At 43.4% G+C, this 23,227-nt stretch carries 25 protein-coding genes; 4 read left to right on the top strand and 21 right to left on the bottom strand.

Annotation, left to right across the window (positions count from 1 at the left end):
* Positions 1–17: 17 nt before the first annotated feature.
* The 18 genes from ABUE30_RS08340 to ABUE30_RS08255 form a co-directional block, all read right to left on the bottom strand.
* A complete protein-coding gene (locus ABUE30_RS08340; RefSeq protein ID WP_408623289.1) occupies positions 18–329 on the bottom strand; it encodes a hypothetical protein in 312 nt (103 codons plus the stop codon).
* Positions 330–334: 5 nt separating this feature from the next.
* Positions 335–760: a flagellar export chaperone FliS gene (fliS, locus tag ABUE30_RS08335; protein WP_408623287.1), complete on the bottom strand. Its 426-nt coding sequence runs from the start codon at positions 758–760 to the stop codon at positions 335–337.
* A gap of 21 nt (positions 761–781) precedes the next feature.
* Positions 782–2,263 carry a flagellar filament capping protein FliD gene (gene fliD / locus ABUE30_RS08330; RefSeq protein ID WP_408623285.1) on the bottom strand — a complete coding sequence of 494 codons (1,482 nt, stop codon included), beginning with the start codon at positions 2,261–2,263 and terminating at the stop codon, positions 782–784.
* A gap of 18 nt (positions 2,264–2,281) precedes the next feature.
* On the bottom strand, positions 2,282–2,671 hold the full coding sequence (locus tag ABUE30_RS08325; RefSeq protein WP_408623284.1) for a flagellar protein FlaG: 390 nt from the start codon (positions 2,669–2,671) through the stop codon (positions 2,282–2,284).
* A 38-nt stretch (positions 2,672–2,709) separates the two neighbouring features.
* Complete coding sequence (locus ABUE30_RS08320) at positions 2,710–3,537, bottom strand: flagellin N-terminal helical domain-containing protein (RefSeq protein WP_408623283.1); 828 nt, start codon at positions 3,535–3,537, stop codon at positions 2,710–2,712.
* Between the two features lie 502 nt (positions 3,538–4,039).
* A complete protein-coding gene (locus ABUE30_RS08315) occupies positions 4,040–4,870 on the bottom strand; it encodes a flagellin N-terminal helical domain-containing protein (protein ID WP_408623282.1) in 831 nt (276 codons plus the stop codon).
* Between the two features lie 390 nt (positions 4,871–5,260).
* On the bottom strand, positions 5,261–6,448 hold the full coding sequence (gene flgL / locus ABUE30_RS08310; RefSeq protein WP_408623568.1) for a flagellar hook-associated protein FlgL: 1,188 nt from the start codon (positions 6,446–6,448) through the stop codon (positions 5,261–5,263).
* 20 nt (positions 6,449–6,468) lie between these two features.
* Positions 6,469–8,427 (bottom strand): flagellar hook-associated protein FlgK, encoded by a 1,959-nt coding sequence (flgK, locus tag ABUE30_RS08305; RefSeq protein ID WP_408623281.1) that lies wholly within the window; start codon positions 8,425–8,427, stop codon positions 6,469–6,471.
* A gap of 18 nt (positions 8,428–8,445) precedes the next feature.
* On the bottom strand, positions 8,446–9,486 hold the full coding sequence (gene flgJ, locus ABUE30_RS08300) for a flagellar assembly peptidoglycan hydrolase FlgJ (protein WP_408623279.1): 1,041 nt from the start codon (positions 9,484–9,486) through the stop codon (positions 8,446–8,448).
* 12 nt (positions 9,487–9,498) lie between these two features.
* Positions 9,499–10,602 carry a flagellar basal body P-ring protein FlgI gene (locus ABUE30_RS08295; RefSeq protein ID WP_408623567.1) on the bottom strand — a complete coding sequence of 368 codons (1,104 nt, stop codon included), beginning with the start codon at positions 10,600–10,602 and terminating at the stop codon, positions 9,499–9,501.
* Positions 10,603–10,631: 29 nt separating this feature from the next.
* On the bottom strand, positions 10,632–11,420 hold the full coding sequence (flgG, locus tag ABUE30_RS08290) for a flagellar basal-body rod protein FlgG (RefSeq protein WP_408623278.1): 789 nt from the start codon (positions 11,418–11,420) through the stop codon (positions 10,632–10,634).
* A gap of 18 nt (positions 11,421–11,438) precedes the next feature.
* On the bottom strand, positions 11,439–12,188 hold the full coding sequence (flgF, locus tag ABUE30_RS08285; protein ID WP_408623277.1) for a flagellar basal-body rod protein FlgF: 750 nt from the start codon (positions 12,186–12,188) through the stop codon (positions 11,439–11,441).
* A gap of 122 nt (positions 12,189–12,310) precedes the next feature.
* Complete coding sequence (gene flgE / locus ABUE30_RS08280) at positions 12,311–13,579, bottom strand: flagellar hook protein FlgE (protein ID WP_408623276.1); 1,269 nt, start codon at positions 13,577–13,579, stop codon at positions 12,311–12,313.
* Positions 13,580–13,608: 29 nt separating this feature from the next.
* Positions 13,609–14,328, bottom strand: coding sequence for a flagellar hook assembly protein FlgD (locus ABUE30_RS08275; protein ID WP_408623275.1), 720 nt, complete (start codon positions 14,326–14,328; stop codon positions 13,609–13,611).
* A gap of 15 nt (positions 14,329–14,343) precedes the next feature.
* Positions 14,344–14,766, bottom strand: coding sequence for a flagellar basal body rod protein FlgC (gene flgC, locus ABUE30_RS08270; RefSeq protein WP_408623274.1), 423 nt, complete (start codon positions 14,764–14,766; stop codon positions 14,344–14,346).
* 2 nt (positions 14,767–14,768) lie between these two features.
* Positions 14,769–15,164 (bottom strand): flagellar basal body rod protein FlgB, encoded by a 396-nt coding sequence (gene flgB / locus ABUE30_RS08265; RefSeq protein ID WP_408623273.1) that lies wholly within the window; start codon positions 15,162–15,164, stop codon positions 14,769–14,771.
* A 171-nt stretch (positions 15,165–15,335) separates the two neighbouring features.
* Positions 15,336–16,157, bottom strand: coding sequence for a CheR family methyltransferase (locus tag ABUE30_RS08260; RefSeq protein ID WP_408623272.1), 822 nt, complete (start codon positions 16,155–16,157; stop codon positions 15,336–15,338).
* A gap of 18 nt (positions 16,158–16,175) precedes the next feature.
* Positions 16,176–17,090, bottom strand: a complete 915-nt coding sequence (locus tag ABUE30_RS08255; protein ID WP_408623270.1) for a chemotaxis protein — start codon at positions 17,088–17,090, stop codon at positions 16,176–16,178.
* Between the two features lie 176 nt (positions 17,091–17,266).
* On the opposite strand from ABUE30_RS08255, the gene flgA reads away from it, so the two are divergent.
* The 3 genes from flgA to flgN all read left to right on the top strand — a co-directional run bounded on the left by flgA (position 17,267) and on the right by flgN (position 18,802).
* Positions 17,267–17,947 (top strand): flagellar basal body P-ring formation chaperone FlgA, encoded by a 681-nt coding sequence (gene flgA / locus ABUE30_RS08250; RefSeq protein ID WP_408623269.1) that lies wholly within the window; start codon positions 17,267–17,269, stop codon positions 17,945–17,947.
* Between the two features lie 86 nt (positions 17,948–18,033).
* Positions 18,034–18,363, top strand: a complete 330-nt coding sequence (gene flgM / locus ABUE30_RS08245; protein ID WP_408623268.1) for a flagellar biosynthesis anti-sigma factor FlgM — start codon at positions 18,034–18,036, stop codon at positions 18,361–18,363.
* A 19-nt stretch (positions 18,364–18,382) separates the two neighbouring features.
* Positions 18,383–18,802 carry a flagellar export chaperone FlgN gene (gene flgN, locus ABUE30_RS08240; protein ID WP_408623267.1) on the top strand — a complete coding sequence of 140 codons (420 nt, stop codon included), beginning with the start codon at positions 18,383–18,385 and terminating at the stop codon, positions 18,800–18,802.
* A gap of 529 nt (positions 18,803–19,331) precedes the next feature.
* On the opposite strand, the gene ABUE30_RS08235 is transcribed toward flgN, so the two are convergent.
* From ABUE30_RS08235 to ABUE30_RS08225, 3 genes are all read right to left on the bottom strand, one after another.
* Positions 19,332–20,048 (bottom strand): FlgO family outer membrane protein, encoded by a 717-nt coding sequence (locus ABUE30_RS08235; RefSeq protein WP_408623266.1) that lies wholly within the window; start codon positions 20,046–20,048, stop codon positions 19,332–19,334.
* Between the two features lie 160 nt (positions 20,049–20,208).
* Positions 20,209–20,721, bottom strand: a complete 513-nt coding sequence (locus tag ABUE30_RS08230) for an LPP20 family lipoprotein (protein ID WP_408623265.1) — start codon at positions 20,719–20,721, stop codon at positions 20,209–20,211.
* Complete coding sequence (locus ABUE30_RS08225; RefSeq protein ID WP_408623263.1) at positions 20,702–21,289, bottom strand: FlgO family outer membrane protein; 588 nt, start codon at positions 21,287–21,289, stop codon at positions 20,702–20,704. The genes ABUE30_RS08230 and ABUE30_RS08225 overlap by 20 nt, the downstream gene beginning before the upstream one ends.
* A 145-nt stretch (positions 21,290–21,434) precedes the next feature.
* Here ABUE30_RS08225 and ABUE30_RS08220 point away from each other — a divergent pair, with 145 nt between their 5' ends.
* Positions 21,435–23,090 (top strand): response regulator, encoded by a 1,656-nt coding sequence (locus ABUE30_RS08220; protein ID WP_408623262.1) that lies wholly within the window; start codon positions 21,435–21,437, stop codon positions 23,088–23,090.
* Positions 23,091–23,227 lie beyond the last annotated feature (137 nt).

The following is a 23,227-nucleotide window of genomic DNA, read 5'->3' as shown; positions in this document are numbered from 1 at the left end:
AGGTTGCTTATTATGATTTAACGTTGCGGATTATAGGTCTTAGCCAAGCGTTTAGTCTGTCTTAGCGCGCCAAGCTGTTGTTCAATCAATTGTTGACCCTTGGCAAACTCATCGAACACCTGCTGTAATCGGGTAAGACGTTCAGCTAAAACGGAACGATGGTCGTGACCACCAACCTCAACAATTTGTTCCAAAATGAGTTGATGATCATCTAATAATTGAGTCAATCGCTCAGCTTCGTCGCTATGGTTTAACTGAGTGACAATCAATGCCAGTAGTTCATCAGAGCGCTGCTCTAATTGCTCTAAAAGGCTCTCAGACTTAGTCATTAGGACTACACAGCATTGACACTACGTTGCTGCTGATATGCTTCTTGCTTGGCCGACTCTGGTATCTGATCCCAAGCTGATTTAATCGGTAGCATGATCTCAATAACATCTGCGATCTGCTGAGGATTGTTAGTAATCGAGGCCTCGGACAGTTTCTCCAGCATAAATATATACAGATCACTTAAGCTCTCTGAAATTTCACCACCCGCTTCATAATTCAACGTATTACGTAAAGAAGTAATAATCGCCGTCGCCTTAGCAATAGGTTTGGCCTTATTGGCCAGATCTTTGCGAGTCATACAACCTTTCGCAATCGCCAAATTTTCTAATGCAGACTGCATCAATAACTGAGTGATCTTATGAGGATCAGCTGTGGCCACTTGGTCTTTGATGCCCACTTGGCGATATTGGTTAATCCCTTTCTTATACATAACGACATCTCTCAACTGTAATTAAAGGTGACTTTGAACATAATTCATCTGTTCTTTCAATCCAGCCATTGACTGATCAAATGACGTATATTTCTCTCGTAACGTTTTTTCATACTGAGCCATCCGATCATCCAACTGAGTTTGTCCTTCACGAACGCCTTTTAGCTGAGTCTGAACCGTTTGTTCACGGTGAGATAAAATACCGCCCACTTGTTCATAGCTTTTGACAAATCGGGAAAATCGATCGGCCACACCGGATTTAGATGCAAAAAATCGGCCAACTTGGTTCATATCACCCTGCAATTGCTCTTTAAGTTTATCGTCATCAACGGATAATTTACCATCACGATCCATTTTGATACCGACACCATAGAGCGTTTGAACCCGATTGGTTTGCTCAGGATCTCTAAACCCACTACTCGAAATTTTACCCAGAGCAAAACGCATGGTTCGCAACATCGCATCCCCACTTAACGGCTTACGATTACTATTATCGCCGCCTTTTTGCACCTTCTCTGATTTACTGTATTTATCAATTTGCGTGATCACTTTATTGTAAGCATCGACAAACTGATGGACGTTCTTCACTGCTCCATCTATGTCAGGTTCCACTTTTAGGTGGCTGGCTGAAGATGTGAGGTGATTGACGGTTAAATTCACCCCTGAGATCAAATCCTTAAATTGATTGGTCTCACTGGTTGCTTCAAGTCCATTAATTCGAACTTTTGCCCCAGCAGCAGTTTTAGTGTCTTGTAGATGAGACACAAATCCGCTTAGCTGCTTATTTTCAGTAGTAACAATCAAGTCATTGGGGTTACCATTAGAAGGATCCCCATCATCATCTAGACCTGATTTGGAACTATCCAGAACCAAATGGGTGCCACTTTCTGAGTTAATTAAATTCGCCGTTACCCCAAAATTGTTACTATTCTCATTGATTGCTTTTCGTAGCTGATCAATAGTCATTCCGGCAGAAATATCGACGTTAAACGATTTTTTATCTTTTCCCTTTCCAGCTTCTAGGGTAATTTGCCCTGCCTGTTTGGTAATAACTTCTTTACCAGATTTGTAAACAGCATTGGACGTTAGCCGCGATCCTTTGGCCAACTGAAGGACTTCAATATCATAAGTACCATTAACAGCTTTTTGCGACAGTGAAACTGAATAAGGTTGTGCTAAGTTATCCACTGGCGTCGTTGTGGCGGTACTTTTATCCGATGCCGAACTATCTTTACTGGGTGTTACTGAACCGCCGACTTTCTGACCGTCGATCAACGCTTGACGAGGAAGAAAACGCTGAGGATCTAGCGCTTTATCTAAGATATTGCGAAAACCACTCAACGCTGATTTGACACTACCAACAGCAGACAAAGTTACATCGAGCGTCTGTCTACGCTGTTGTAGTCTTTGCTCTTGTGGCTGGCGTTCAGCATTAATGGAAGCCTTCATGAGTGACTCCAGATCGAGTCCGCTACCAATACCTGCAGCTGTCATTCCAGCCATAATTGCTCCTACCTTTCGTTAAACTAACTGATCAACAAGTAGTCCAGCCTGATCAGTTGCACTTTGATACTCTTTAAGTCTAGCGGATATTTCCCGAAGTTCCCGTGAAGGGATCTCACGGATCACTTCATGGGTATCGGTATTATAGATGGACGTTACTAACTGCCCATCTTTTTTATCCACTTTAAAACGCACCGCAGTTGATTGAGTCTGGAGGACTTGGTTGACGGCGTCAACAACTTGGCCAACCTCCTCCGCTGACATTTCCTTCGGCGCCTGACTCGATGGACCTTGCAAATTCCGCGCCGAACTATCTTGGTGTTTCGCGATTTTGCTAGGTTCCACCGAGCGTTGCTGCGCTGGTGAAGGTCTGCTACTTGTCATGACTGAGTCAATATCATTTGACATATGTCAGCCTCCTGAACTGGCAAAACACCAGAACACGCTTAGATCAGAGCTAGCGCAGCCTGTGGACGTTGATTCGCTTGAGCCAAAATCGAAGTACTGGTTTGTTGTAGAATTTTCGATTGCGTTAATCGAGCAGTCTCTTTTGCAAAGTCAGTATCGCGAATTCGAGAACGGGCAGATGTGACGTTTTCAGATACGTTAGTTAAGTTTCGAATTGTTGAATCAAATCGGTTTTGAATCGCACCAAGTTTAGCGCGTTGGCTATCTACTGATTTAATTGCTGTATCCAAACTTGCGATAGCAGCACTGGATTGACCGACCGTTTGAACCGATAAACTAGTTAATCCCAATCCTTTAGCGCCCCAACCATTACTCCGGCTAATATTGACGCTGATATTCTGGTTAGCACCCGCATTCGCCCCAACAAGGAACTTAGCAGAGAATGAACCATTTAATACGTTAACTCCCCCAAACTGAGTCGTTTGAGAAACACGGCTCATTTCAGATTTCAACGATGAAACTTCAGCTTGCAAAGCGTTTCGGTCATCGGAGTTGTTAACACCATCTTGCGACTGAACGGCCAATGTCCGCATCCGTTGCATCATAGTGGTTAACTCATCCATTGCACCTTCTGCTGTTTGAGCTACAGAAATGCCATCTTGTCCGTTCATCACGGCACGATTCAGACCTTGGATTTGCGATGTCATCCGGTTTGAAATCTGCAGACCTGCTGCATCATCTTTGGCCGAGTTGATTCGTTTCCCTGAGCTCAAGCGTTGATAGGCGGTATCTAGCTGACTGCTAGAACGCGACAGATAACGTTGTGCATCGAGAGATGACACGTTGGTATTGACTACTAATGCCATAATTTGAGCCTCCTAAGATATCACTATCTCGATTGAACTGGTCGAGACAGTCTATAATCTGGAATGGCTGGTGAACTCTAATCTGAGTGAACTGCTCTGATTAGCCAACCATTCCTTCGCTGAAGATTTACTCTTCGTTAAGGATAACGGCACCGTTGCGGCAAACTTTAGAGTTATTTGGTTAAAAAGAGGAATTAATTTGCCGCCTAACTGTGAAATTGATCATGACACTAAGAGGATAGACTACTTTAATAAGTATAAGAGGCGTCAATCTTTTGATTTAACAAGTTGGCACAATAGATGCTTTAAATTTATTGCAGTCTGAACAGCTGCAAAAAAAAAGGCCAGGGTGAACACCTGGCCTAATCGCTCGATACGATAGGAGATTGAGAGCGAAACAAAAATGCGCCGATATATAATTCTAGGAATTGAGCCTCCTAAGAGTCTTACTGCGCAGTAAAACCTCCTATGGACGGTGGATTGAACCCCACCGTCCTTTTTTTTATCCTAGTAGAGACAGTGCAGCTTGTGGACGCTGATTGGCTTGAGCCAAAATAGTGGTCGCAGTTTGCTGAATAATTTTATTTTTGGTCAGATTAGCGGTCTCTTTCGCATAGTCTGTATCCCGAATTCGAGAACGAGCTTCTGTCACATTCGTTGAAATATTTGACAAGTTACGAATAGTCGATTGAAACCTATTCTGCACCGCACCTAACTTCGCACGCTGTGAATCCACTTTTTTAATCGCTTCATCAACTTGCGCTACAGCAGCAGAAGCTAATGGCACGCTATTAACACTGAGTGCTCCTAAACTTAAACCACTTGTTCCCCAACCACCTGAATTTTGAATATTGACGCTGATGTTTTGTTGCTCACCAGCATTGGCCCCAACTAAAAACTTCGCTGAGAACTTACCATCAAGAATATTCACACCACCAAACTGTGTGGTTTGTGCCACACGACTCATCTCAGTTTTTAGCTGTGATACTTCACTTTGCAATGCATTGCGATCATCACTGGTATTCACACCATCTTGAGATTGAATTGCAAGTGTTCGAATACGTTGCAAGGAACTGGTGATTTCATCCATCGCACCTTCAGCAGTTTGCGAGATTGAAATCCCATCTTGCGCATTCAAAGTTGCTCGGTTGAGACCTTGAATTTGTGAAGTCATTCGGTTTGAAATCTGTAAACCGGCTGCATCGTCTTTAGCCGAATTAATACGCTTACCTGAGCTTAAACGTTCAAACGAGGTATTCAGCGCCGAACTAGAACGACTTAATTGCCGCTGTGCATCTAACGATGATACGTTCGTGTTGACATAAAGTGCCATAGTTATATCTCCTATCTACAATCTGATCCGCTTTTATCGGCTTTTATGGGGGACAGCTTATATCTCGCTGACTTACCTTATTTAACGGCTGAGATATCGATTCCTTTAGGACTTTTTTGCCTTTTACAGAAACCGAACAACTCAGCAAATACCTCTATATCAGAGATAGTTAAACTATCGGCGTGAGGCTTAAAACATTAAGTTTTTTTCTCTGTTTTAGCAAAATAAATACAGGAAGAGATGAGAGATGATGGCAAAAGGAATAAAAGAGAATATCATCAAGAAAGGCTAACAAATAATTAACAGCAAGAGACAGATGCCTCTGATTAAATCAGAGGAAAAAGAAAAGGGCTATCATAAGCCCTCTTTCAGATATTTCACAATAAAGCTTTAAATATAGTTAAACAGCGTCATTTTACTAATTTTACTATAGGCTGAATATGAAGTATTCAACGCCAATTCAGCCTTGGATAGATTAGTCACCGCTTTAGAAAAGTCAACTTCTCCAAGTGATGCCCTTGATTTTTTATTAATTATATCAATGGCCGACTGTGCATTTTCCAGCGAATCTAAACCATTTTCTCTGGCCCCTAGTGAGCCCATGGTCAAATTCAGCTTTTCGGTAGAATGATCGATCCCGACTAAGAAATCTTCTTGCGCCTGATCATAATCATTACCAATCACATTAGGATCTTTAAGTTGATCAATAAATTGCCCAAGTATATTTAGAATATTACCTTTTTGCGGTTTCTTTAAAGAGAATGATTCGGTTGTCCCTGGTGCTGAATCTAGTTTTATTTTTAGACCTTGAAACAAAAAAGGTTTCCCTTTTTCATAGTTACCACTGGCTAACTGATCACCATTATTATTTAAAATTGTGTAATGATTCGGTGTTCCTGCAGAAGTTGATACAGTATATGTATTATCCTGTGGATTAAGATCGTTATAAGTATTTTTATAAAATGTATCGAATGTTTTTTGTTCATCGACATCAACATAAATACCACTTGAGTTACCTTTAACATGACGTCTTAATGGAACATCTTCAAATGCTTCTTGACCCGTTGTATTGCTTTGAATATAAACAGATGCACCTACTTTCAAACTTGTCTTGCCATTATCACCCACATAGTGATAACGCTGTCCATCAAAAACATACGGCTGAATTTGTGATTGAAACCCAGCAAACACATAGTTCCCGTTGGCATCTCTCGTATTGACAAGATCGGCCATTTGGTTACGGATCTGAGTTAATTCATTCGCCATCGAACGCCGCTCAGTCATACCATTTAAGCCATCACCCGATTGCACCCCAAGTACGCGAGCGCGCAGCGCTGAATCATGCATACTATTTAAAATGTTCTCTTGAAAGCTTAAGGAGTTAGCTAGCGAAATGCCATTTTTCTTATATTGAGAATTCTGATTAATATCAGTATCAATAGCCATCTTTTGCGACATATCAGCTGGACCATCTGCAGATTCCAACAAACGTTTATTGGTCACTAATTGATGATTCGATTTTTCCACCTGCTGCTGAGCTTGTAAAATCCCATTTAATGAGGTGTTATAAAGATTCATGGTTGCAACACGCATTGTAACTACCTCAAGGCATTAAGAATCGATTCAAAGGTTTTTTGAGCAGTCCCGATGACTTGTGCTGAAGCCGCATAGGCTTGCTGGAAGCGCACCATATTTGATGCCTCTTCATCCATATTGACCCCCGACACTGATTGTTGCCAATTTTCACTCTGCGTCAAAAGTGACTTCGAAGCCGCTAGATCAAGCCGAGCTTCTGAAGCATTTCCACCAACAAAGCTAACCGCCGCAGAGTATGCATCATTAAACGTCATCTTATCGCTATCGGCCTGATTAGTGAGCCCTTTTCGAACCGTCGCTTTTTGCTGCAAGTCAGCCATTTTCAAGCCATTAAAGTTATCTGCATACCCTTCCGTGTTGTACTTGATCGTAAACACATCGCCCGGTTTAGCCTGACCACTAATTGACACATCATAACCAGGAGACAATTTGGCTTGGCTTAAGATATTGCGACCATTAGTACTAGGTGGTAAGGAAGCCAGTTTGTGGCCGTCACCATCAAAGATGTCATAGCCCCCACTTTGATTCACCTCAATTTTCTGCGGTGCGTGGATATCTAAACCACTGGGGGAAGTAAATCCCGAACCAGCACCGGTATTGCTGACACTGGATAACGAAATTTTAGCATTACTTAAATTATCCAACTCTTGATCGACTCGAACTGGCGCGGCAAGTGCCAGTTTTTCAGGCTGAGTCATTGTTAGCTGCACTTGTTGAGCCCCTTCCAAGGTAGGACGCATCATAAAGCTGTCGCCACTAGCAAAACCGCCTGAAGAAAAATCAAGACTCAAGCCATCAATTTGGTAATCAGCTGATGTACTGCCTGGCACAGCACCCCCAATGGGTTTACTTCCATCCATTCGCTGAATAGTAAAATTACTGCCACTTTGAAATTTCACTAAATAGTCATAAGGAGTGGTATCACTGGCTTTCCCTGGGATGATATGAGCGGCGATTTTGCCATTACCAGTATTCCCTTTAAATGCCAGCCCATCAAACTTGGGCAAAGAAAATATATCACCACCCAGTTTGCCTTCTTGATCCATACCTAAGCGGTTTTGTCGGTTAAATGCATCCGCCAATGAGATGGCAACTTGACCCAGTTTATTGCGACTTGGATTAAACACAGCATCCCGATAGACCAGCAGCCCACCCAATGCTCCACCCACATGAGAGGGGGTCATCTTCGCTTCTGTCCTTGTCCAATTCAGATACAAGTCATCTTGGGTCGGATCGGGATTCCCTGGACGTAAATCTAATTCTGCGTGGTTTTTTTCAGTCACCAACGAATTCCCATTACCCATGAACACCAGTAGTGCACCGTTGGATTGTGCGACCGTATGAATTTTTAAGATTTTGGAGAGGTCATGAACCGCTTTATCTCGTTTGTCTTCTAGCGTACTTAGCCCACTCTGTTCAGATGAGCCACTATAGCTCATGATCTGAACATTCATATCCTGCAAACTTTTGATCAGTTTATTCGCTGTAGAAACTTTTTCTTTCAATTCACCATTGATATGTTTTTGTTGGTTGGCAAATTGCCCATTCAGCAAGCGAAAGCGACGCAGCAAGCCATTAAACCCATCTAAGGTCAGCGAGCGTGTCGATGTCGATAACGGGGTATCGTTCATCGCGTGAATGTGCGAAAAAGTTTTATCTAAGGTTGGATTTAAAGAGAGTGAGTCATCACTTAAAACCTTATCGATTTCAGTCAGTTTATCCAGATAGGCTTGTTTTTGTGAGTGTTCAGCCGTATTTCGCCATACCGCATGCTGGGCAAACTGATTAACAACACGATTGGTATAACCACGACCCACACCACCGGTTGATTCAGGCTGAAATTCTGTGCGTTGCACCGAATAACCTGGCGTATTGACATTGGAGATATTATTGCCTGTTGTCACCAGCAAACGCTGATGAGCCAACACGCCAGAGCCTGCAATATTTAATAAATCCGGCATACAATTCTATCTCCATTATCACGGTTGATACTGCGCTAGCACCTCGCTATCGAGTATCTTTTTCATTTTCACTGCATAATTTGGGTCAGTTGCATAACCTGCTTGCTGCAATTGCTCTGCAAACTGTGCAGGATTATCCCCATGCGCCAACGCTTGTTGATAACGTGGCTTTTGTAGCAGCGACACATAATCTTTAACACTGTCGGCAAAGGACGAATAGGCTCTAAAGTTTGCCCGTTTGGGCTCGGCGACACCATGTTGAAATTCCAACGTGTTGACCCGAACTTTGGAACCTTGCCAACTTTTACCCGCCTTAATACCAAATAAATTATGACTACTTGAGCCTTTTTCACTAGTCATTACGCGTTTGCCCCAGCCTGTTTCTAATGCGGCTTGAGCCACCACAGCTAACGGCGAAATCCCTGCAGGCCCTGCAATCTGGCGCGCCAAAGGCAATACTGATTGCACAAACTCATGTTCAGAGGCAAACTGCTGCCGTTCGGTTGCCGCTTGCACTTTCGTTGCGGGTTGTTGAACGGGATTCTCACCATAGAACCGCCGTGCTTGCATCGACATTATAGGTTTATGAGCAACTTTCTTGCCAACTTCTGCGGGTACTGACTTATCTGCCAATTTATTTAACTGAACCATGTGGCCCATTTTTATTTTGTCTTCTATTGAACCGGCGGCTCGCAGCTGATTGGCCGGTACAATATGCGCACTATCGGGATCTAATTGTTGAACGATTAATTGTGCCAAACCTAACGAGCCATTTTGTGATAAATCCAGCGATAGTTGCTTGTCATACATCTGCTGATAGTTTTTCACATAGCGATTGTTATTGATGGAGTCTGAGCTGGAAAATTGACTATTAGATTTACGCATCTCTTCTAACAATCGTTGCATAAACAGCGCTTCAAACTGATGAGCAACCGCTTCCAATGCTTTATGTGGATGGGTTTTCGCTTCGCGGCGCAAAGTATCAAGCTGATTGAGATCATTATAGCTTTGCTGTTGGCTGATCGCATTTTGCATCAACAGTGGATTTTGTAATTCCATCTGAAAATTCCCTTAAATAATAATGAGATCGCCTTGAATGGCACCGGCTTGCTTGAGCGCTTCAAGAATTGAAACAAGATCCCCTGGCGCAACCCCTACCCGATTCACCGCCTGTACCAAATCATCCAATGAAGCGCCTGACTGGAACTTAAACATCCGTCCGTCACCTTTATTCACCTGAATATTAGAATTTTGCGTTACCTGAGTGTTACCGCCAGCAAGCGCATTAGGCTGAGAAACTTGTGGATTTTCAGTAATTTTAACGGTTAACCCGCCGGAGGTGATGGCAGCTGGAAGCAATTTCACATCTTTACCGATAACTATCGTACCCGTGCGTGAATTCACAATAATTTTGGCTGACTCACTCGCTGGTTTAAATTCAATATTTTCTAAGGTCGAAAGGTAATCAACGCGCTGCGCTGGATCACGCGGAGCATAGACTTTAACTGACGTTGCATCGATAGGTTCAGCCGTGTGCGGCCCGACCATTTTATTAATCGCATCAGCTAATCGCTTGGCCGAGGTAAAATCAGGTTGTTTTAAGTTAAAGGTAATGAAGTCACCTTGATCAAAAGGCGACTTGATGGATTGTTCAACAATCGCCCCATTGGGGATACGCCCTACCGTTGGCGTGTTGGCGATGATTTTTGAGCCATCGGCACCTTGTGCCCCAAAACCACCCACAATGAGGCTTCCTTGAGCAAGTGCATACACTTTACCATTCGCCCCTTTCAAAAAGGTCTGTACTAAACTTCCGCCTCGTAGACTTTTCGCTTGGCCAATTGCAGAAACGGTCACATCAATTGATTGTCCAGGTTTAGCAAATGGCGGCAACGTGGCTTGCACGATAACTGCCGCCGTATTTTTAATCTTCAAAGTCGTATTGGAAGGGATCTTAATCCCAAAATTGCGCATCATCGTCGAAAAAGATTGATCGGCGAACGAGTTACCGGACTCTCCTGTTCCAGGCAACCCCACCACCAAGCCATAACCAATTAATTGGTTATTACGCACGCCCGCAATGTCTGCGACATCTTTAATTCGAGTCGCTTGGGCACAGCCCATCCCAACTAAAAAGCACGATGCAGCTAACAACTGGAATAGTTTGTTGATCATAGCCATGACTTTATTATCCTCAACGCACACTAAAGCTGCTGCGTCGCATAGTTGAGCATCTGATCGACACTAGAAATTACTTTCGAGTTCATCTCATAAACCCGCTGCGCTTCAATCAAGTCCACTAACTCAGAGGTAACGTTCACATTTGAGGTTTCCAGTGCGCCTTGCTGAATCGAACCCAACCCATCTTGGGTAGCGACCCCTTCTTGTGCATTGCCACTTGCGGCAGTGGCCGCATAGAGATTTTGCCCTTTAGGTTCTAAACCTGATGGATTGACAAAATCAGCTAAGGTAATCTGCCCAACCACTTGCGGTTGTTGCTGACCGGGTAACACCACACTGACCTGCCCATCTTCAGAAACCGTCATACTTTGTGCATTAGCTGGAATTTGGATTTGTGGTTGAATCGGGTAACCAGCACCAGGTGTGACTAACACCCCGTTTTGGTTTAAGGAAAACTGACCATTTCGCGTGTAGGCAGTGGTCCCATCTGGCATTTGAACTTCAAAGAAACCTTTACCGTTAATCATCATATCAAAGGAATTATTGGTCGTTTTTACATTCCCTTGTGAGAAGTCTTTTTGCGTAGCGACCACTTTTGCCCCAGCGCCCAGCATCAAACCGGTGGGTGTGAGGGTATTTTGTGATGACCGTCCACCAGGCTGATTCACCGTTTGATAGAGTAAATCTTCAAACACACCTCGCCCTTTTTTAAAACCAACCGTACTGGCGTTAGCTAAGTTGTTAGAGATCACCGAAACGTTTGTTTGTTGCGCATCGAGCCCGGTTTTACTAATCCATAATGCTGGGTTCATTGTATGTCATCTCCCTCATTAGCCATGTAAATTCAGCAGGCGGGTCACTGAGCGATCATCATCTTCAGCGGTTCGCATCATTTTGACCTGCATGTCATAGTTGTGTTGTATGTTTATTAACTGTGTCATCTCCTCAATCGGATTGACATTACTTCCTTCCAACGCGTCTTTAATCACCCGAACATTCGCATCAGCTTGAATCGGCTGATTACCAGCCAGACGAAATAACCCGTCGGTCCCTTTACGTAGCGATTTGGTTGCCGGATTAGCAAGTTTAATTCGGTTGATCTCTTCAAGCCCATCAGGCGGGGCACCTTGTGGGCGAACCTCGATAGTACCATCTCGATTGATATTGATTTTTGACACGGGTAACGGCAAGATAATCGGCTGATTGTTATTGCCCAAGACAGGGTGTCCTGTCATTGTTTGTAACACCCCTGTCGCTGAAACTGTCAGATTTCCGTCACGCGTCAACGCTTCTTTGCCTTGATTGTCTTGAATAGAAATCCAGCCTTGATTAGCCACTGCAATATCTAAATCACGTCCAGTCGTTTTAAGTGGTCCTGGGTCAAAGTTTTGCCCTGGATTTTCACGCATAGCAAACACTCGGCTGGGAAATCCTTCGCCGTAAGCTTGCATAGCCCGCGCTTGTTCAAAATCGCTTTTAAATCCTGTGGTATTCGCATTGGCAAGGTTATTGGCGCGTACAGCCAATGCATCCATACCCTGGGCGGCCCCAGTCATCGAGATGTAAAGAAATTTATCCATTGCCTTATCCTACGTCAAATGGCCGACTCGATAAGACTGTTTGCAAAAGGGATGCCATAACCTGAGAAAAATAGTTTATGATCAAAAAAGCCTGCTAATGCAGGCTTTTTAAGAGGAGGATATTAACGAATTTGGATAATGGTTTGCTGCAAGGAACTATCGACTTCTAATGCCCGTGAGTTAGCTTGGAAGTTACGCTGTGCCGAAATCAGATTGACCAGCTGATTGGTCAAGTTAACGTTCGACTGCTCCAACGCTGACGAATTGATTTTACCAAAGGTTCCTTTATTGGGTTCCCCTGCAATAGCTTCCCCTGATGCTTGAGTTTGCTGCCATGAAGTATCACCGATTTGACTCAAGCCTTGCGCATTATTGAACTTCGCTAATGCCACTTTGGAAACAAACCGCGTCACCCCATTACTATAAGATGCTTTCACCAAACCGTCGGCACCAATATCGATTCCGGTCAGTTTACCGACTGTCGAACCATCTTGTTTGAGTGCGTTGACTTCAAACGGAGAAGAGAACTGGGTTGATCCACCAATTTTAAAGGTCAAGGTTTGAGTCGGATCCACCGAACCATTGGTTGGATCCCATACGCCACCAAGTGTGCTTAGCTGCGGCGAAGTAAACTCAGCCGGTGCTGCGGGTGTCACCAATGACCCAGTATTATCAAATTTCAACGTTTGTGGGGTACCAAGCTCTTTGCCATCCACATAGATCCGTTGTTGCCAGGTATTGGGTTGCCCTTGTACTTTCAAAAAGTAAGATTGTGCCACATGAGACCCACCTAGAGAGTCATACACAGTAGCAGATGTTGAGGACGTGTAGGTCGAACTATCATTGGGGTTAAACAACGCTGGATCTTTACTAGGCGCTGAGTTAGGTAAATTGAATGACATATCAACATTAGAGGACATCGTCGGTGAACCAACTTCACTGTTAAGCTGAACAGGTGATGTAGAAGCCATACTCACAGCGGAAGGTGTCCCATCTGAATTCACTTGATACCCTTGCAGATAATCACCTTGAGAATTCACAATATAGTTATTGGCGTCGAGCTTAAACGCCCCCGCTCGAGTATATTGATGATTTAACCCCGTTTTACTTTCAGAGGTGACAAAAAAGCCCTCCCCGGTCACAGCTAAATCAAGTGAGTTTTGAGTAAATTTAAGTGAACCCTGCTGGAATTGCTGGGCAACTTGTGTTGTCTTAGCACCATTACCAGTAGATGTTTTGGCGTTAGAAAACAGTGAATTGGCATACACATCCGCAAACTCGGCACGAGATTTTTTAAACCCCGTTGTATCGACGTTAGCAATGTTGTTGGACGTTGTATCCAAATCCTTTTGTGAAGCGTTAATCCCGCTTAGGGCGATACCAAATGACATCTCTCAATCTCCTATATCACTTAAACGTACTAGCCTTCACCGACTTCGAGCACGTCTTTCATATCAAATCCACCTAATCCAGCTAGATTTAATTTGATCTCTTTTGCACCTTTATGCGATAAGCTAACGCTGCTGACATGACCAAAAGTCGCGGCAGATAACTCAACATTTTTTGCACCTTGCTTACCTACAATTTCAACTTTGTATTTACCTGCTGGCGCTTTTACCCCAGTTTTATCTGTCCCATCCCAGGTGAATTGCATATTGCCATCACCATTCCCTAAATCGATGCTCTTCACCAATTCACCCGCGGAATTTTCGATATGCACTTTCACATCACTAGCTCCTTTACCCGCCATGGCGACACCGGAAAAACCCTTGCCTTCATTCATGCCATGATTGAGGGGAACTAATACAGAGCGGCCCACCAGCGTTGACGCTTGCAATGCCTTAGATGAGTTCATGATATTATTTAGGCCCTTAAACTCTTCAGTGAGTTTGGCGATCCCATCCGATGTCTGAAATGAAGACATCTGTGAGATCATATGGGCGTTATCAACGGGCTTAGACGGATCCTGATAGGCCAATTGCTGCGTTAGAAGTGAAAAGAAATCCTTCTGATCCAGCTTTTTATTATCAGCCGGAGCCGACACAGCCGATTGTTCAGGCTTATCAAGCTTTTTTGCCTGTTGCTGTTTTGATTTATCCGGCCAATAGACATTGCTATCTAGCCCTTTTATTTGTGCCATTTACCCAATCTCCGACTAGCCTTTACCCAAATTTAATGTCGAATTCAGCATTTGTTTGGCGGCATCAGCAACCTGAACATTCGTTTGATAAGAACGAGAAGCACTGATCATATCTGCCATCTCTTCCATCACATTCACATTCGGCTTGTAAACATACCCATCTTTATCAGCCATTGGATTGTTGGGTGCGTATTCTCGCCGTAATGGCGCATTACTTTCCACAATCCCTCGGACTTCTACTTTCACAGCAGACGGGTTTTGACTGCCCATTGCCTGATCTAATGCTGCGGCAAAAACTGGCTTACGTGCCCGATAAGTATCATTAAAATTTGAACTGACACTATCGGCATTTGCCAAGTTACTCGCGGTCGTATTCAGGCGGATTGACTGTGCTTTTAAGCCAGAAGCGGAAACGTCAAATACATTAAATAAACCCATGATTATTGTCCTGTAATTACTTTCTTAAGACTGCTTATTTTACTGTTTAAGAAATTTAAGCTGGCCTCATAACGTATACCGTTTTCCATATACATCGCTTTTTCCGTCTGCATGTCAACCGTATTGCCATCACCTGTGTCTGGTTGGTCAGGGATCCGATACTCAAGTGTTGGATCTAGACTCCCGACACCGGCAATATGCCGTTCGTTTGTTCTAGACAAGCGAAAATCGTGCCCACTCATCGCATTTTCCAAAGCTTTTTTAAAATTAATGTCTCGAGCCTTGTAATTTGGCGTATCAGCATTGGCAATATTACTGGCTAAAACTTCAGCGCGACGCTCTCTCACCCCCAGTGTGTACTGGTGAACCCCAAACGCTTTGTCAAATGATATACCCATAAATATCCTCCAGAGATGTCGGGAAGGAAAATGCAACTAACATGCCATTACAAAAAGTTGACGTTAGGGGGAAAACATCTTGAATATGATTGGGTATAGAGGAAGCGGCAAAAAAGGGACAGCAAAGCGGCAAAACTTTCCGCCTTGCCACATCCGCCAACAACAATGAATTTATTTCAGTCGATAAATAATCCCTGGATTACAACGTACCATTTCAAATCGGTCGGTTAATCCAGTGAGTGATTCAGAGGCCCCCAAAAGCAAGTAGCCTTTCGGATTCAACGCCCCTGCAAACTGGTTAAGAATTTTCGATTTCAGCTCTGCTGAAAAATAGATCAGCACATTTCGGCAAAATATAATGTCAAATTTACCTAATGATGCGTAGCTATCCAACAAATTAAGTGGTCGAAAATTCACACAGCGACGCACCTGCTCATTGATACGAAAACGCCCATGTCCAACATCCTCAAAAAATTGCCGTTTGCGCTCAGGTGATAAGCCCCGCGCTAAGGCGAGAGCGTCATACTCACCTTTTTTACAATGTTCAAGCATCGATGGTGAAATATCAGTCCCCGTAATCTGAACACTACTGAGCGCACCAGGACGACGACGTTGGAACTCTTGCACGATCATCGAAATAGAATATGGCTCTTGGCCCGAAGAACAAGCCGCAGACCAGATCTTAATTCCCCGGCGCGCCTCGACCAACTCAGGCAACAAACGATCACCAAGCAACTGAAACGGATAACTATCACGAAACCAGAGCGTTTCATTGGTGGTCATCGCATCCACGACCTCGGCGCGAATATTACGCTCGCGCAAACTCATGGCTTGCTTGATCAATTCACTCAAACTGCCAGATTGGAATTTCGAAACCAATGGCGAGAGGCGACTTTTGACCAAATATTGTTTGTTATTTCCTAAGACGATACCGCATTGCTGCTCTAAGAAGCTGCTAAATTGAAGATACAATTCGTCCGAAAGCTCTTTCACTCGCTAAATACCTACTCTCTAATTTTCAATGGATTCACGAACAGCCGAAGCTAATTCATCAGGGTTAAACTTGGCAATAAAAGCATTTGCTCCCACTTTATCAACCATCGCTTGGTTAAAGACCCCACTTAAGGATGTATGCAAAATCACTTTTAATCCCCGCAGTGCAGGATCAGAACGAATTGCAGCCGTCAATGTGTAGCCATCCATCTCAGGCATCTCAATATCAGAGATAACCAATGAATAAACCTCCTCAATGGGCCGGGTTTTAACCGTCTCTTTAAGTAAGTTCAACGCTTCCTTACCATCTTTACAAAGATCCACTTCAATGCCCAACGAAGTCACAGCACGCTTGACCTGATTACGTGCTACCGAGGAATCATCAGCAACCAAGATTTTTTTATCATGGATAGATGCTGGCGCCGCATCAATAATACTGGCACTTACATCCGTTGGAAATGGAGAAATTTCATCTAAGATTTTCTCTACATCAAGAATGGAAACCAACTCTTTTTCAACCTCAGTGACAGCAGTCAAATAGTTGAATTTACCTGCCCCTTTAGGTGGCGGTAAAATATTCTCCCAGTTCATATTGATGATTCGTTCAACCGAACCGACCAAGAACCCCTGCACAGAGCGATTATATTCAGCAATAATAACAAAAGCCTTAGTCAAGTCTTGAATAGCCGCACCTCCAGTTGCTCGGCTCAAATCAATAATTGAAATCGTTTGCCCTCGAATATGTGCCACGCCCCGAACGACCGAGTTTAACTTCGGCAACACCGTTAACGGCGGACATTGCAACACTTCTTTGACTTTAAACACATTAATACCGTAACGCTGGGAGCCATTTAAGCGAAACAATAATAACTCTAACCGGTTTTGTCCGACCAACTGAGTCCGTTGGTTTACCGAATCAAGAATTCCCGCCATGCTATTTATCTCTCCTTGAACAAAAGGCACAACTTTTGCGTGCTATCATTAAAACGTCAGATGCAACGCAAAAAAGTCATAATATTGACAGCTATACCGTTGCCGAAAAGTGAACATCTATTAAAGCATAGACAAAAGCTTAAACATTCTCCGTGATATATCGACTGAAATTTAAAATGATTAAACATATTTTATGCCCAATTATACTATTATGCTTAAGTTTTAACACATTAGCAGCCAATAAAACAGCGGCGACAATCCGCCAGCAAGCAACTGCTTTCGTAAAAAATCAGGTTTCACTGAAGCCATTTCAACGCGCACAAGTGGTTGCGGCTAATATCGACCCTAGGACAAATTTTCAGCAATGCAAAACCTTTCATTACTACTTGACCAACAATGAGATCCGAAAAGACAACACGGTACGTGTCACTTGTGATGAGAGTAACAATTTTCGGCTCTATGTTCCGGTTAAAGTCAAAACGCTGATTCCGGTCGTCACGATGAAAAACACGGCTAACTCTGGAGATATGCTCGATAGTAGTGATCTCACGGTTAGCTACATCGATCAAACTCAGATCTTTGGTTCTTACTATAGTGATATTAATTCGCTGCTTGGAGCGAAACTAAAAAGACGAGTCAATCGAAATAGTCCATTAACTGGGTATGATATTTGCATAGTTTGTCGAGGCGATACAGTAAAAATTGTCGCTTCAGGCAAAGGTTTCTATATTAGCGCCGGTGGAACAGCATTGGCGGATGGTCTCGTTGGTGATACGATTAGGGTAAGGAATAACCAATCCCAGCGTGTCATCACGGCGCTGATTAAATCGGTCGGTCAAGTAATGATTCGCATGTAAATCAAGTTAAAGTTTCATGTCGACTTGCCGATAGTATCTATAACTTTAATACATTAAGTTGAACCAATAATTACGGGATGGCTCACATGGCTATGAATATCAATAATATAAACGGTAACCGGAACAATGCGGTAGATAGTAACCGTAAACCGGATACTCAGCGAACAACTCAGAGCGATCCGAGCACAACCAAAACCTCGGCACCACAGGATTCTGTTGTGTTAACCGACAAAGCTCGTCAATTGAATCAGATAGAGAAAGGTCTCAAACAAGGAGATGGTCAAGATTATGACAACAGCAAAAAAGTTGCAGCGCTCAAACAGGCCGTTGCTGATGGCAGCTACCAAGTAAATGCGCCGCGAGTTGCCCAGAAAATGGGGACAATGGAAGAACAAGTCAACTCACTTTATCGCTAGGTTGATATAGTTGAATAATATGTTAGACGCTCTCTTAACCCATCAGCGGCTGCTTCTTGAACAGCTGATGAGCGCGCTTGAACAAGAAAACCAGATTCTTGCGGCTCGTGATATCGATGCGATTAATCAGATAGCCCAACAAAAAAATGTGCTATTAAAACAGATCAATGAAAATGACCTTATCATCGCTGAGCATCCAGACCGAGACAAGCTCAAAACCACGCCGGTATTAATCAAACAACGTCAACATCTACAAGCGTTGTTAGTACAATGTCAGCAAGCCAATACGCTCAATGGCCATATCATCAAAGCGAGCAGTGACGAAATTGAACGCCTCGCTCATCAAATGAACCAACTCTTACAAAAAAACTCAATGACTTATGACAAGGCCGGCCGCCAACATACCGCTAGTCGCCATGGTAAAAGTTTTAAAGCATAATCCGTTTTCCACCCATCATGACAATCATTCTAAAAAATAATCCAATCGAGCTAGGCCGTGTTGACGTTACAAAATTAGCTTTTGTTAGCTTTGAGTAATTTTTGCTCGCAAGATGCGCTACGACGCTGAGTCATTCTAAATATGTGAACAGTAGCACAATGAGAGCTTGGTTAAGGCCCCTTCGAGAAACACTTAGATCTTTTATTATCAATCGGCTATTTTGGCTCTACCTTGCATAAACACTCGCCAAACGCTGCAAAAATCCTCCTGAAACGTCAACACTCTAGTGCAATGCCAACCGCCAATGTGGTCGTGACATCAGCATACAAAGCCATACTTTTCCACCTTCTAATTTTATGATTAAACGAGAGCCTAGTGACGCCCAGTTTGGCTAGCGCTCTGATTTATTGATGCAGTCAATAATTATTGGGTTTTTGGGAGGGGATATCACTTGGTTGATCGAATTATCGAGGATACTCTGAGTGACAAAAAAAGCCGAGCATTGCTCGGCTTCATTAAGGGAGTGTCATTATGGCGACTCAATCAGCAGTACACCATCTTGCATCTTCGGTTTGTAACTGTTGGGATCAATATCCATCACATTGTTATACACGGCTTTTGGAATCAACTGCTGGGCAGAGGCAACCACAACTTTTGATTTAGCCCCAACAATGCGGGCATTTACCATGATCCCTTGCATCGTGCGTGAATAGGTGCCGATTAATAGATATTCAATCGGTTGCACTTTTGGCAGCTCTTGCGTATTACGGCTATAGACAAAGTCGCCCGTTGGGGTAATACGAATAAAGCCTGTGGCTTTATAATCAATGACAGAGAGGCCATGTTGCTGCATTTCAAACACAAAGCTTTCAGCAAGCTGCATTCCAAAAGGATTAGTACGGTTTAAATGTTCTAAGGAAACAAATGAAGCAACACCAATGGGTGTGGTTGGGTTCACATAACGCGCGCTATTTAACATCTGGGTTGACATCTGGGCCACATAATTCGCGAGCGTCGATGATGGTTGACGCATGATCGGCGGCTGAGTCACGGGTGTATCACTACTGGGTGCTTTAGAAGAAAACAACTGATCCCAAAAGCTAGGTTTTGCCTTCGGTTTAGGATTCAAATCGATAGGCTGATAGCGTGTTTCACTCTGTTTCACAGGTGCAGGGTTCGTAGGCCCAGACTGGGCACAGCCCGTTAAAGACACGGCAACAATGACCCCTACCACAATTGCTTTCATTACATTGTTTCCTTTTTTCATTCAGCCACATCAAACGACCGAAACTTGAATGCCGATAAGTCATCTACAATCGGTATCAAAATAATATGAATCTCTAAGCTCTATCGGCCAAACATCACTGAACTTTAAAAAGCTTTCATCCCAAATACGTCACTCGCAGTTAAGGATTTGGCGAACCCAAATAATCATTATTGGAATTGAACATATCTGAGTCGAGAGTTGGCTGCATCGACATAGCTACTCGATACACTTCACGAAAATCAAGTTCTAATTCAGTAACATAAGTATCTTTAACTCGATATGATTTTAATACTCTAGCGCCACGAATGACACCATATACCGAGGCTTCCAATGACTGATTTCCCAGCACCATATCCTGAACAGTGACATTACTGGCGACTTTTTGACCATACACTCGCTCAGATAATTCACGATAAGCATCCAGTTTAGAAGCGCGCATCGCTTGTAACTGACGCATCGTGTCGGTTTTACCCATCTGCTCGTCAATCGGCGCATATCCAACCGCTCGAATGACAGCAAATGACTGCGGTGGCGTCTTGCGATACACATCTTCTTTATGCAGGGTTGGCAGTTTCAGACCTCTAAGTGAACTACACCCCGACAACAGTAGAACGATTAAGACGAGACACCACTTATTGCGGCTGAATATCATTGCGAACAAATCCTCCGTTTACGGATCGCACAGATGGCACCACTGGGGTTACATCAGCAGGGAAAAACTCATACACAGCACTGACAACGACTCGATCAGACAGACGGATAATGCGAACATTCACATTCAGGCCTGAATGACTAGGCTGATAGCTACCCACCAACATATAAGTAATATTTATCTTTTTCGCCAACGTTTTGGCATTTCGACTAAGCGCAAATTCACCCGATTCAGGAACCGTGACCAATCGCCCGGTCACTCGAGGTTCAACTAAACGCACTCCTCTTGCATCAAAAGCAGCAAACATCGACTCTGATAATTGCCGACCAAACCCATCAGTACTCCCAAATTTGTCCAAATTCACAATCGAGCTAATGGCCAATGTTTGGTCGTCTCTAACTTTGGGCATGCGGGCTAGCAATCGATCGGTTAATCGCAGCACAACACTATAAAATTGGCTATCTTTACTCTCTTTAGGTGGAACATAAGTATACTCAATACGATGGTCGGTAATCATATTGCAGCCAGAAAGTAGTATAGTTATTAACACAACCCAGCAGTAACGCATCTTTGACTCCTTGTTACAATGCGTAAATACTAGCAATTATTATTCCATCTTTACGGATAATAAGATGGCCCAAAGGCTTTAGTGCTATCCGTCACTACTATGATTTATGATAATATCCCCACCTTTCTTTTGGGGTCAGGATGATATGACAGCAGACTATAGCTATTTTGGAAAAAAAATATTGATCATCGATGACCAACGAGCCTTTCAAGTCATGCTCAAATCGATGCTACAAAATTTTGGCGCCAGCGATATCCATTTTGCCCATTCAGCTGAACTGGCTATCCGGATGTGCCAGAAAAATAGTTATGACATTCTGCTAATCGACTACAACTTAGGGAATGCGCAAAATGGCGCGCAGTTACTTGAAGAGCTGCGCCAAACGGATGCCATTGCACCTGGAACACTGTGTTTAATCATTAGCGGTGAAAGCCATAAAAGTATCGTGCTTAATGCCCTAGAAATGGAGCCCGATGACTTTTTAACGAAACCTTTTTCGCAAAATCAATTAAACCATCGGGTGCAACGCGCGTCACAAAAGCGCCAAGAGTTACTCCCAATCTATATTGCATTTGCCGAGCAACAATACCAGCGGGCGATTGAATATTGTCAGCAATATATGGCTGATAAGGGCCGCTATCACAGCATATGTCAAAGCTTAATGGTTGAAGCAATGATCCATAAAAAAGACTATCAAGGCGCGCGAAGCATTCTACAAGAGCAATTAAAAAAAGGAATACAAACATCGGTCATAGCCACTTTAGGTCACGTTGATTACCTGTTAGGTAACTATCAAAAAGCAATTGAAGTACTCTCTAATATCGTTCGTGATAGCCCATTTTTACTCAGTGCCTATGACAGTTTAGCACTTGCTTTTCGCGACAATGGCCAACCGGATAAAGCTCTTAATATCATTAGCCGCGCTAATGAGATTTCGCCTTTATCGGTCAGCAGACAACAAATCATGGCCGACTTGGCGCTTGAAACCAATAATCTTCGGCTCGCCAAAGAAGCATTTGGTCAGATTTTGACGTTAGCCCGCCGCTCTGTTCATCGCGGCCCAGAACACTTATGTAATTTTATACGCAGCTTGATTGACGAGGCACAAGATGAAGAAGATCTCTATCGAAAAAATCGCCTCTTACAAGAAGTTGGCAATGTACTATTTAAAGCCCGCCATGAAGAAGGCCTTGATAACCAATTCGACTTCGAAGCCTTTGAGGGCTTAAGTCAAGCCAGAGTACTTGCCACCAAAGGCGAGATACACCGAGCCAAACAAGTGCTCTTTTCAAGCAATCAAGACTATATCCATACACCGAAACATGTCCCTAACATATTGCTTCCAGATACCTTTTTAACGCTGCATAGTGTTGGGGAGTATGAATATGCGATCCCTATTATTGAAGAGCTTCGATTGCGAGATGCAATCAATCCACTTGCTCGTAAAGCAGCCAATCGGCTAGCTGAAAACCCAAAATTCAGTGCACAAATGAACAATTTTCACGAACTCAACCAGCGTGGCATTCAAGCGCATAGTGAGGGTAATTACCAGCAAGCAGCCCAGCTTTTTCATAAAGCGCTGCGGATCGCACCAGGGAATACTGGTGTCATGCTCAATAGAATTCAGTCGCTTTTAAAACACTTGGCATCAACCCCAAATGGCAGTCTAAATGAGTTTGAATTATGTAAGCAGGGGTTTCAATCGTTAGAAGGGATTCAACTTACCCTGATACACGCAAAACGATTAAAAACGCTCAAAGATGAATTTGAAGCATTACTGCGTGGCCATACCCATACATAGTTCCCCTCTTTATTAAGCGCTAAAACGATCTGTCGGGAAGCAACCCGCTACCGAAGCCTCACACACAACACCGTTACTATCGAGAGGCAAAGCCATTCCGAGAGTTTTGATATTTTGTTACTATCGCAACTACATCC

Source organism: Celerinatantimonas yamalensis, assembly GCF_046054155.1.
Taxonomy (GTDB): domain Bacteria; phylum Pseudomonadota; class Gammaproteobacteria; order Enterobacterales; family Celerinatantimonadaceae; genus Celerinatantimonas; species Celerinatantimonas yamalensis.
This window is presented reverse-complemented; position numbering and strand designations above follow the sequence as displayed.

Coding starts and splice junctions, on each gene's coding strand:
- ABUE30_RS08340 (WP_408623289.1), bottom strand. CDS start 329: ATGACTAAGTCTGAGAGCCTTTTAGAGCAATTAGAGCAGCGCTCTGAT.
- fliS (WP_408623287.1), bottom strand. CDS start 760: ATGTATAAGAAAGGGATTAACCAATATCGCCAAGTGGGCATCAAAGAC.
- fliD (WP_408623285.1), bottom strand. CDS start 2,263: ATGGCTGGAATGACAGCTGCAGGTATTGGTAGCGGACTCGATCTGGAG.
- ABUE30_RS08325 (WP_408623284.1), bottom strand. CDS start 2,671: ATGTCAAATGATATTGACTCAGTCATGACAAGTAGCAGACCTTCACCA.
- ABUE30_RS08320 (WP_408623283.1), bottom strand. CDS start 3,537: ATGGCATTAGTAGTCAATACCAACGTGTCATCTCTCGATGCACAACGT.
- ABUE30_RS08315 (WP_408623282.1), bottom strand. CDS start 4,870: ATGGCACTTTATGTCAACACGAACGTATCATCGTTAGATGCACAGCGG.
- flgL (WP_408623568.1), bottom strand. CDS start 6,448: ATGAATCTTTATAACACCTCATTAAATGGGATTTTACAAGCTCAGCAG.
- flgK (WP_408623281.1), bottom strand. CDS start 8,427: ATGCCGGATTTATTAAATATTGCAGGCTCTGGCGTGTTGGCTCATCAG.
- flgJ (WP_408623279.1), bottom strand. CDS start 9,486: ATGGAATTACAAAATCCACTGTTGATGCAAAATGCGATCAGCCAACAG.
- ABUE30_RS08295 (WP_408623567.1), bottom strand. CDS start 10,602: ATGATCAACAAACTATTCCAGTTGTTAGCTGCATCGTGCTTTTTAGTT.
- flgG (WP_408623278.1), bottom strand. CDS start 11,420: ATGAACCCAGCATTATGGATTAGTAAAACCGGGCTCGATGCGCAACAA.
- flgF (WP_408623277.1), bottom strand. CDS start 12,188: ATGGATAAATTTCTTTACATCTCGATGACTGGGGCCGCCCAGGGTATG.
- flgE (WP_408623276.1), bottom strand. CDS start 13,579: ATGTCATTTGGTATCGCCCTAAGCGGGATTAACGCTTCACAAAAGGAT.
- ABUE30_RS08275 (WP_408623275.1), bottom strand. CDS start 14,328: ATGGCACAAATAAAAGGGCTAGATAGCAATGTCTATTGGCCGGATAAA.
- flgC (WP_408623274.1), bottom strand. CDS start 14,766: ATGGGTTTATTTAATGTATTTGACGTTTCCGCTTCTGGCTTAAAAGCA.
- flgB (WP_408623273.1), bottom strand. CDS start 15,164: ATGGGTATATCATTTGACAAAGCGTTTGGGGTTCACCAGTACACACTG.
- ABUE30_RS08255 (WP_408623270.1), bottom strand. CDS start 17,090: ATGGCGGGAATTCTTGATTCGGTAAACCAACGGACTCAGTTGGTCGGA.
- flgA (WP_408623269.1), top strand. CDS start 17,267: ATGATTAAACATATTTTATGCCCAATTATACTATTATGCTTAAGTTTT.
- flgM (WP_408623268.1), top strand. CDS start 18,034: ATGGCTATGAATATCAATAATATAAACGGTAACCGGAACAATGCGGTA.
- flgN (WP_408623267.1), top strand. CDS start 18,383: ATGTTAGACGCTCTCTTAACCCATCAGCGGCTGCTTCTTGAACAGCTG.
- ABUE30_RS08235 (WP_408623266.1), bottom strand. CDS start 20,048: ATGAAAGCAATTGTGGTAGGGGTCATTGTTGCCGTGTCTTTAACGGGC.
- ABUE30_RS08230 (WP_408623265.1), bottom strand. CDS start 20,721: ATGATATTCAGCCGCAATAAGTGGTGTCTCGTCTTAATCGTTCTACTG.
- ABUE30_RS08225 (WP_408623263.1), bottom strand. CDS start 21,289: ATGCGTTACTGCTGGGTTGTGTTAATAACTATACTACTTTCTGGCTGC.
- ABUE30_RS08220 (WP_408623262.1), top strand. CDS start 21,435: ATGACAGCAGACTATAGCTATTTTGGAAAAAAAATATTGATCATCGAT.